Origin of the sequence: Nocardioides sp. (assembly GCF_035429765.1) — a bacterium.
Classification (GTDB): domain Bacteria; phylum Actinomycetota; class Actinomycetes; order Propionibacteriales; family Nocardioidaceae; genus Nocardioides.
On record NZ_DAOMFK010000120.1, the window covers coordinates 1 to 9,025 of the forward strand.

At 72.4% G+C, this 9,025-nt stretch carries 8 protein-coding genes; 2 read left to right on the forward strand and 6 right to left on the reverse strand.

All coding sequences use genetic code 11. The annotated features are described in order from the left end of the window. Positions 1-56: 56 nt before the first annotated feature. Together sucD and sucC are read right to left on the reverse strand one after the other, a co-directional pair. On the reverse strand, positions 57-938 hold the full coding sequence (sucD, locus tag PLP61_RS11445; protein ID WP_324502845.1) for a succinate--CoA ligase subunit alpha: 882 nt from the start codon (positions 936-938) through the stop codon (positions 57-59). A gap of 26 nt (positions 939-964) precedes the next feature. Then, complete coding sequence (sucC, locus tag PLP61_RS11450) at positions 965-2,128, reverse strand: ADP-forming succinate--CoA ligase subunit beta (RefSeq protein WP_324502846.1); 1,164 nt, start codon at positions 2,126-2,128, stop codon at positions 965-967. 349 nt (positions 2,129-2,477) lie between these two features. Here sucC and PLP61_RS11455 point away from each other — a divergent pair, with 349 nt between their 5' ends. After that, on the forward strand, positions 2,478-3,341 hold the full coding sequence (locus PLP61_RS11455; protein ID WP_324502847.1) for a M23 family metallopeptidase: 864 nt from the start codon (positions 2,478-2,480) through the stop codon (positions 3,339-3,341). Positions 3,342-3,459: 118 nt separating this feature from the next. Here PLP61_RS11455 and pcrA read toward each other — a convergent pair whose 3' ends face one another. From pcrA to PLP61_RS11475, 4 genes are all read right to left on the reverse strand, one after another. After that, the gene (gene pcrA / locus PLP61_RS11460; protein ID WP_324502848.1) at positions 3,460-5,871 is read right to left on the reverse strand and encodes a DNA helicase PcrA; all 2,412 of its coding nucleotides are present in this window, start codon (positions 5,869-5,871) and stop codon (positions 3,460-3,462) included. A 65-nt stretch (positions 5,872-5,936) separates the two neighbouring features. Then, positions 5,937-6,278, reverse strand: a complete 342-nt coding sequence (locus PLP61_RS11465; RefSeq protein ID WP_324502849.1) for a hypothetical protein — start codon at positions 6,276-6,278, stop codon at positions 5,937-5,939. A 25-nt stretch (positions 6,279-6,303) separates the two neighbouring features. Continuing rightward, complete coding sequence (locus PLP61_RS11470) at positions 6,304-6,960, reverse strand: LuxR C-terminal-related transcriptional regulator (RefSeq protein WP_324502850.1); 657 nt, start codon at positions 6,958-6,960, stop codon at positions 6,304-6,306. After that, positions 6,953-8,245 carry an ATP-binding protein gene (locus PLP61_RS11475; protein ID WP_324502851.1) on the reverse strand — a complete coding sequence of 431 codons (1,293 nt, stop codon included), beginning with the start codon at positions 8,243-8,245 and terminating at the stop codon, positions 6,953-6,955. Before PLP61_RS11475 ends, PLP61_RS11470 begins: the two co-directional genes overlap by 8 nt. A 143-nt stretch (positions 8,246-8,388) precedes the next feature. Here PLP61_RS11475 and PLP61_RS11480 point away from each other — a divergent pair. Continuing rightward, positions 8,389-9,025, forward strand: a 637-nt coding sequence (locus PLP61_RS11480; RefSeq protein ID WP_324502852.1) for a PspC domain-containing protein, incomplete at its 3' end; no start/stop codon positions are given.

Sequence of the window (9,025 nt, forward strand, 5' to 3'; positions counted from 1 at the left end):
TGCCGGCGCCGGACGCGGCCGGCGGCAAGCCGGCGCGCGGCTGAGCCCGGTGGCCGTCAGCGGGAGGCGAGCACCTCGCGCATCAGCTGGGCGGTCTCGGAGGGCGTCTTGCCGACCTTGACCCCGACCGCCTCCAAGGCCTCCTTCTTCGCCTGGGCGGTGCCGGAGGACCCCGACACGATGGCGCCGGCGTGCCCCATCGTCTTGCCCTCCGGGGCGGTGAACCCGGCGACGTAGCCGACCACCGGCTTGGTCACGTGCTCCTTGATGTACGCCGCGGCGCGCTCCTCGGCGTCGCCGCCGATCTCGCCGATCATCACGATCGCCACGGTCTCGGGGTCGTTCTCGAACGCCTCGAGGCAGTCGATGTGCGTGGTGCCGATGATCGGGTCACCGCCGATGCCGACGGCGGAGGAGAAGCCGTACTCCGACAGCTCGTACATCATCTGGTAGGTCAGCGTGCCCGACTTCGACACCAGCCCGATCGGACCGCCCCCGGCGATGGTGGCGGGGATGATGCCCGCGTTGGACTTGCCGGGGCTGATCAGCCCGGGGCAGTTGGGGCCGATGATGCGGCTGCCCCTCGCCTCGGCGTACGCCCGGAAGACCGCGGTGTCGTGGACGGGGACGCCCTCGGTGATCACCACGATCAGCGGCATGCCCGCGTCGACGGCCTCGATGACGGCGTCCTTGGTGAACGCCGGCGGCACGAACACCACCGACACGTCCGCCCCGGTCTGCGCCATCGCCTCGGCGACGGTGCCGTACACCGGGATCCTGGTCCCGTTGATGTCGACCTGCTCGCCGGCCTTGCGGGGGTTCACCCCGCCCACGATCGCCGTGCCGGAGGCGAGCATGCGGGTGGTGTGCTTCATGCCCTCCGAGCCGGTCATGCCCTGGACGACGACCTTGCTCCGGTCGGTCAGGAAGATAGCCATGTCGTTGTTCCCTCTACTTCCCGTGATCAGGCGTTCGCCAGCTCGGCGACCTTGTCGGCCGCACCGTCCATCGTGTCCACCATGGTCACCAGCGGGTGGTTGGCCTCGGCGAGGATGCGGTGGCCCTCCTCGACGTTGTTGCCGTCGAGGCGGACGACCAGCGGCTTGTTCGCCTCGTCGCCCAGCATCTCCAGCGCGTGCACGATCCCGTCCGCCACGGCGTCGCACGCCGTGATGCCGCCGAACACGTTGACGAACACCGCCTTGACCTGTGGGTCGTTGAGGATGATGTGCAGCCCGTCGGCCATCACCTGCGCCGAGGCGCCCCCGCCGATGTCGAGGAAGTTGGCCGGCTCCACGCCGCCGTGCTGCTCACCGGCGTACGCGACCACGTCGAGGGTGGACATCACCAGCCCGGCACCGTTGCCGATGATCCCGACGGCGCCGTCGAGCTTGACGTAGTTGAGGTCCTTCTCCTTGGCGGCGAGCTCGAGCGGGTCCTCCTCCTCGCGGAGCTCGAAGGCGGGGTGCGCGGGCTGGCGGAAGTCGGAGTTGCCGTCGAGGGTCACCTTGCCGTCCAGTGCCTCCAGCCGTCCGTCGGCCAGCTTCACCAACGGGTTCACCTCGACCAGCGTGGCGTCCTCCTTGATGAACACGTCCCACAGCCTGCGGATCACCTCGGCCGCCTGGTCGGCGACCTCGGCGGGGAACCGGGTCGCCGCCACGATCTCGGCCGCCTTCGCGTCGTCCACGCCGACCAGCGGGTCGATCGCCACCTTGGCCACGGCGTCGGGGTTCTCCACCGCGGTCACCTCGATCTCCACACCGCCCTCGATCGAGGCGATGCAGAGGTAGTTGCGGTGGGCGCGGTCGACGAGGAAGGAGAAGTAGTACTCCTCGGCGATGTCGGCGGCCGGCGCGACCAGCACCCGGCGCACCGTGTGGCCCTTGATGTCCATGCCGAGGATCTCCTTGGCCCGGGCCTCGGCCTCCTGCGGGTCGCGGGCCAGCTTCACACCGCCCGCCTTGCCCCGGCCACCGGTCTTGACCTGCGCCTTGACCACCACGCGGCCCCCGTGCGCCTCCGCGGCCGCGGCGGCGTCCGCGGCGTCGGTGATGACGGTGCCGAGCTGCACCGGAACGTCATGCTTGGCGAAGAGCTCCTTCGCCTGGTACTCCATCAGGTCCACGATGCCCAGTCCTCACATGGTCGACTGCCAGGGGTGTGCTGATTTGCACCCTAGACCGGCGGTGGCCCCCGGCGAACCTCGGGTCGTGCCGTTCAGCGCCCCGATCGACCGTTCGTCCCCGAATGTGACGCACGCCACGGGGTACGGCGCCCGCCGCGCCGCCCGCCCGTCGTGACCTGCCCCACGCGCGGTGTGGACCGGTCTACAAGTTTTGCGGCCGGATTCATCGGTTCGCACCCTCGAGGCACACCCGTTCTCCACAATCGAGGCAAGTCCTGATTTCTGGGTCCGTGACTATTCCGTTACAGTCTGGGGTCGTTGTCCCGATCCCCCGAACGTAAGGAACAACATGGGTAACCACCGGGCTGACCGCCGCGGCTCTGGCCGCCGGCCCTCGGTGGCCTCGTCGACCCAGGTCACGGCCGGGAAACGCAAGGCGGCCCGGCACGCGGGATCACGTGGTCCCCTCTTCCGCACCCTGCCGCCCGCGCCGGTCCTGGCGGGGGTCGCCACCCTGGCCGTCGCCGTCGGTGGTGCGGTGTCCTCCGGCGGTGCCGCCGACGTACTCACCACCGCCGCCTCCCCGGCCACGGCGCCGGTGCACGCGAACGCGCTGAGCGGCTCGAGCAAGGTCTCCCAGGCCAGCCTGCTGGTGGGCCGCAGCGCTGTGGTCAGCCGCGACTCCTCCCGCGACACGCTGGCCGACGCGACCGACGAGAAGCTCGTGCAGCAGGCCGAGGCGCAGGCCAAGCAGCGCAACGTGGCCCTGGCGAAGTTCGCCAAGCAGGCCGAGGCGCAGTCGGCCAAGATCGTCGAGAACGCATGGGTGCTCCCGACCGTGGGCTACCACCTCACCGCCACGTTCGGCGAGTACGGCCTGTGGTCGAGCATGCACACCGGCCTGGACTTCGCCGCGCCCCCCGGCACGCCCATCTACGCGGTCGCCGGCGGCGTGGTCACCTCGGTGGGGTACGACGGCGCCTACGGCAACAAGACCGTCATCACCCTGGACGACGGCACCGAGCTGTGGTTCTGCCACCAGACGTCCTTCCTGGTCTCGGTGGGGCAGGAGGTCCGCTCCGGCGAGCAGATCGGCACCGTCGGCAGCACCGGCCACACCACGGGGCCGCACCTGCACCTGGAGGTCCGCCCGGGCGGCGGCGACCCGGTGGACCCCTACGCCGCGCTGGTCGCTCACGGCGTCACCCCCTGATCGTCCACGCCGCCGAGGTACCCACCCGCTGCAGGGCCATGCGCCCGGCGTGCCGCACCGCCCTTCGTCGCCGGTCCCGGTCGCGCCCCGGGCCGCGCACCCGCTGGTGCGGGTTGGCTCAGAGCTTCTCGACCGGCGCGTAGCGCAGCAGCAGCCGGCGGACCCCCTCGGAGCCGAAGTCGATCGCGGCGACGGTCTTCTCCCCGGCGCCCTCCAGGGAGACCACGGTGCCCATCCCCATCGAGGGGTGCAGCACCCGGTCGCCGGGATCCAGCGAGGGGATCGGGCGGGCGGGCTTGGCCTTGGCCGCGGCGTCGATCCGCAGTGCGGCGGAGGAGAAGTGGCGCCGCCCCGCGGCGGTGGGGGTGGCCAGACCCCCGGCTCCGCCGGTCAGGTCGCGCCGCGACCAGCTGGTCTGGGCGGACTCCTCGCGCCGCCAGTCGACCAGCTCGACCGGGAGCTCGGAGAGGAACCGCGAGGCGGGGTTGTGCATCGGCGCGCCCCACGCCGAGCGCATCAGCGCCCGGGAGACGTAGAGCCGCCGCTGGGCGCGGGTGAGCCCGACGTAGGCGAGACGCCGCTCCTCCTCGAGCTCGGGCTGGTCGCCCAGTGAGCGCGAGTGGGGGAAGACGCCGTCCTCGAGGCCGGTCACGAACACCACCGGGAACTCCAGTCCCTTGGCCGTGTGCAGCGTCATCAACGTGACCACCCCGGTGTCCTCGCCCTCGGGCGTGTCGGGGATCTGGTCGCTGTCGGCCACCAGGGCCACCCGCTCGAGGAAGTCCCCGAGCGTCGGGGTGACCGGGACGGCCTCCTCGACGACCTGCGCCGGTCCCTCCCGGTCGCCGGACTCGGAGAACTCCCGGGCCACCGCGACCAGCTCGGCGAGGTTCTCCACCCGGGTGGCGTCCTGCGGGTCCTCGGAGGTCTCCAGCTCGGCGAGGTAGCCGGTGCGCTCCAGGACGGACTCGACGATGACGTCGGGGCGCTCGTCGGCGGCCACCATCGCCTGCAGCTCCTCGACCAGCGAGACGAACCCCCGGATCGCGTTGAGAGATCGGGTCGCGAGGCCGGGCGCCTCCTCGGCGCGACGCAGCGCCTCCCAGAAGCTCAGGCCCTCACGCTCGGCGAGCGCGGCCACGCAGGCCTCCGCGCGCTCGCCGATCCCGCGGCGGGGGGTGTTGAGGATCCTGCGCAGGGAGATCTCGTCGACCGGGTTGGCCAGCATCCGCAGGTAGGCCAGGATGTCGCGCACCTCGCGGCGCTCGTAGAACCGCACCCCGCCGACGACCTTGTAGGCCATGCCGGTGCGGATGAAGGTCTCCTCGAACACGCGGGACTGGGCGTTGGTGCGGTAGAACACCGCGACGTCTCCGGGGCGGGCGTCCCCGGTGTCGGTCAGCCGGTCGATCTCCTCGGAGACGAACCGCGCCTCGTCGCGCTCGTCGTCGGCGACGTAGCCGACGATGGCGGGGCCGGCACCGGCGTCGGACCACAGCCGCTTGGGCTTGCGGCCGGCGTTGTGGCCGATCACGGCGTTGGCGGCGTTGAGGATGGTCTGGGTCGACCGGTAGTTCTGCTCCAGCAGGATCGAGGTGGCGTCGGGGAAGTCCTGCTCGAAGTCGAGGATGTTGCGGATGCTCGCCCCGCGGAAGGCGTAGATCGCCTGGTCGGCGTCGCCGACCACCATCAGCTCGCTGGCCGGCACCCTGCGCTCCGCCGTCTCCTCCCCGGCCCCCTCCGGGTTCTCGGCGCAGAGCTGGTGGATCAGGGCGTACTGCGCGTGGTTGGTGTCTTGGTACTCGTCCACGAGGACGTGGCGGAAGCGGCGCCGGTAGGTCTCCCGCACCTCGGGGAACTCCGCGAACAGGTGCACCGTGGTCATGATCAGGTCGTCGAAGTCCAGCGCGTTCGCCTCGCGCAGCCGCCGCTGGTAGAAGGAGTACGCCGCCGCGCAGGTCTCCTCGAAGGAGTTGCGGGCGTCCTTGGCCGCCTCGTCGGGGTCCCGCAGCTCGTTCTTGGCGTCCGACACCCAGTTCAGCACCGCCGCTGGCTGGTAGCGCCGCGGGTCGACGTCGAGGTCGCGCAGCACCAGCGTCATCAGCCGCTTGGAGTCGGCCGCGTCGTAGATCGAGAAGTTGGATCTGCGGCCGAGGACCCCGATCTCCTTGCGCAGGATCCGCACGCACGCGGAGTGGAAGGTCGAGATCCACATCAGCCGGGCACGCCGGCCCACCAGCTCCTCGACGCGCTCCTTCATCTCCGCCGCGGCCTTGTTGGTGAAGGTGATCGCGAGGACCGAGCCGGGATGCGCGCCCCGCTGGGACACCAGCCAGGCGATCCGCCGGGTGAGCACCCGGGTCTTGCCCGACCCGGCGCCGGCCACCACCAGCAGCGGCGCCCCCTCGTGGACGACCGCGGCCCGTTGCGGCTCGTTGAGACCGGCCAGCAGCTCCTCTGCTCGGGGTGCGGGCGGGCTCGCTGGCGGGCCGGGGAGCTCGAGCCCGGGGATCGGGAAGGTGTCGCTCATCTCGCGCCCACCTTACGTGCCGGCACGGACAGTCCGGGCCCGCCGGGGCCGCGGTCACGCGGGGGTCACCAGAAGATGGCCACCACCATGTTGGCCACGGTGAGGCCCAGCAGCCCGAAGAAGAGCCCGTTGGGGATCCGGGGCTTGCGCATGTTGGCCATCGTGAGGACCAGGATCACCAGCGCGATGCCGAACTTGACCGCGATCTTGGCGTTGTCGACGGTCTCGTCCTCCGCCTCGAGCACCCCCACCAGCAGCAGGCCGGCCACGAACGCCAGCCCGATGCCGTCGCGCATCGCGGCGTTCACCGAGCGCTCGGGGCTGCGCAGCTGCACCACCATCCCGCCGAGGAGGGAGCCCCAGCCGAGGAAGTGCAGCAGGACGAGGGTGTGGTCGAGGAACTCCATGGCGTCAGCGTAGCGAGCGCGCGCGTTAGAGCAGACGGCGGTCGGAGGCCCATCGGGTCAGCTCGTGACGGGAGGACAGCTGCAGCTTGCGCAGCACGTTCGACATGTGGGTCTCCACCGTCTTGACCGAGATGAACAGCTCCCTGGCGACCTCCTTGTAGGAGTAGCCGCGTGCGATGAGCCGCATCACCTCGCGCTCCCGCTCGGTGAGCCGGTCGAGGTCCTCGTCGACGGCCGCCACGTCGATCGACCCGGCGAACGCGTCCAGCACGAAGCCGGCGAGGCGGGGCGAGAAGACCGCGTCGCCGTCAGCGACGCGCCCGATCGCGGTGACCAGCTCGGGCCCGGTGATGGTCTTGGTGACGTAGCCGCGCGCGCCGCCGCGGATCGTGCCGATCACGTCCTCGGCGGCGTCACTGACCGAGAGGGCGAGGTAGCGCACCTCCGGCACGCCGGCCTGGTGCATCACCGCGACCCCTCCCCCGCCCGGGAGGTGGACGTCCAGCAGCACCACGTCCGGCCGGTGCTGGCGGATGGCGGCGACGGCCTCGGCCACGTCGGCCGCCTCGGCGAGCACCTCGACGGTGCCCGTGCCGACCGCGCCGAGCTCCGCGCGCACCCCGGCGCGGAACATCGCGTGGTCGTCGACGATGACGATGCGGACCGGGCGGCGCTCAGCCATGGTTCTCCTCCTGTCGCGGCATGTGCAGCCGCACCTCGGTGCCTTCCCCGGTGGCCGAGCGGATCTCCGCGGTGCCGCCGTGCCGCTCCATCCGGTCCACGATGCTGTGCCGTACGCCGTACCGGCCCTCCGGCACCGCCGCCGGGTCGAACCCCACGCCGCGGTCGCGGACGAAGACCTCCACCAGCGCAGCCGAGACCTCGGCGTACACGTCGACCCGGCCGGTGCCGGCGTGCTTGGCGGCGTTCGTCACCGCCTCGCCGGTGGCGCTCACGAGTGCGCGCACCGGGTCGGTGAGGCTGCAGTCCCCCACGATAACCAGGTCCACCGAGACACCATGCGCGTCCTCCACCTGGCCGGCGAGCGTGCGCAGCGTCGAGGCGAACGTGGTGTCGTCGCCAGCACGGTCGTCGTACAGCCAGGCGCGCAGGTCCCGCTCCTGGGACCGGGCGAGCCGGGCGACCAGCGGCGCGTCGTCGGCGTTCTTCTGGATCAGGGCGAGCGTCTGCAGCACCGAGTCGTGCAGGTGGGCGGCGAGGTCGGCGCGCTCCTGCGTGCGGACCCGCTCGGCGCGCTCCGCGGTGAGGTCGGCCGCCAGCCGGTAGATCCACGGGCCGACCACGATCGCCAGACCGACGATGCCCAGGAGCCCGGCCACGGTGATGTCCCGGGCCGCTCCGAGGTCACCGGCGCGCAGCGAGAACACCACCAGGGCTCCCAGCACCAGCACCGCGCCGGCCGCGACGCGGGCGTACGACGCCCAGCCGCCGGCACCGAACAGGGCCCGGAACGGGTCGATCCGGCCGCTGGAGTCCAGCCACCGCTCACGCTGCACCTCGTCGGCCTGGCGCCACAGCAGGGTGACGCCCGCGGCTCCGAGCACGACCGGCCAGAAGAACGCCCCGGTCCCCAGCAGCGCCCCCAGCAGCAGGAGGAGCCCGACCGCGAGCGCCCCGACCGCCACCACCGGCCCCAGGTCGGTGAGCCGGGCGACCCGGCCGGGCCGCTTCCCGGTCCGGGTGGCGCTCTCCAGCCCGGGCGCCGCCTCCTCGAAGCGCGAGTCGGAGGGCAGGATCATCCAGAAGGCGCCGTACAGCACGACGCCCATGCCCCCGAGCGCCGCGGCCACGACGAACGCGACCCGCACCCACAGGACCGGCACCCCGAGGTGGCGGGCCAGCCCCGCCGCGACGCCACCGAGGACCGGCTGCTGGCTGTCGCGGTAGGCCCTGCGGAACTCGTGCCCGCTGCTGGTGGACCCGCTGGTGGTGGACTGGGCGCTCATCTCCCCGCCATCGTCACACAGCCGGCGCCCCCGGACCATGAGGTCTGACCCCGAGCGGACCCTGAGGAGGGCGGCCCGGGACCGGGTCCCGCTCAGGGTGGTTCCCGATGGTGCCGGGCCGGGCCGGGGACGAGAGTGGAGTCATGACCAGTACTCCGCCCGAGGCCCCTGCCACCCCCGACCGCGGTCCCTCCGACCCGGTCGACCCCGGCCCCCGCACCTCCTCGGAGGACGTGCGCCGCGTCGGCCGGATCCGACGCACCGTCGGCGTGGACCGCAAGATCGCCGGCGTCGCCGGCGGCCTGGCAAGGCACCTGGACGTCGACCCGCTCGTGCTGCGCATCCTCTTCGTGGTGCTGGCGCTCTTCGGCGGCGCCGGGCTGCTGCTGTACGGCGCGCTGTGGCTGCTGCTGCCCGAGGAGGGCACCGACCGGGCGGCGATCTCCCTCGACGAGCGCAGCCTCGTCGTGGCGCTCGTCGGGGTGGGCGTGCTGGCCGGGCTGATGCTGGCCGGAGACACCTGGAGACGCTACTGGTTCCCCTGGCCGTTGGCGGTCGCCGGCCTGATCGTGCTGGTCGTGCTGACCAACCGGGGGCACGGCGGCGGCCAGCGCGCCGCGGGCGGCTACACCGGGCCGCCCGAGACGGCACCCGAGCCCCTCCCCTACGCCCCGTACGCCAGCGCGGCACCGACGGCCGCCCCCGCCGGTCCTGGCCCCACGCCCCCGGCGCTGCCGCCCCCCTCCGCACCGACACCTCGCCCTCGCGACCCCCGCCGTC

Excerpts from the sequence above, each read along its gene's own strand:
- sucD (WP_324502845.1), bottom strand. The coding sequence starts at position 938 with ATGGCTATCTTCCTGACCGACCGGAGCAAGGTCGTCGTCCAGGGCATG.
- PLP61_RS11455 (WP_324502847.1), top strand. The coding sequence starts at position 2,478 with ATGGGTAACCACCGGGCTGACCGCCGCGGCTCTGGCCGCCGGCCCTCG.
- pcrA (WP_324502848.1), bottom strand. The coding sequence starts at position 5,871 with ATGAGCGACACCTTCCCGATCCCCGGGCTCGAGCTCCCCGGCCCGCCA.
- PLP61_RS11465 (WP_324502849.1), bottom strand. The coding sequence starts at position 6,278 with ATGGAGTTCCTCGACCACACCCTCGTCCTGCTGCACTTCCTCGGCTGG.
- PLP61_RS11470 (WP_324502850.1), bottom strand. The coding sequence starts at position 6,960 with ATGGCTGAGCGCCGCCCGGTCCGCATCGTCATCGTCGACGACCACGCG.
- PLP61_RS11475 (WP_324502851.1), bottom strand. The coding sequence starts at position 8,245 with ATGAGCGCCCAGTCCACCACCAGCGGGTCCACCAGCAGCGGGCACGAG.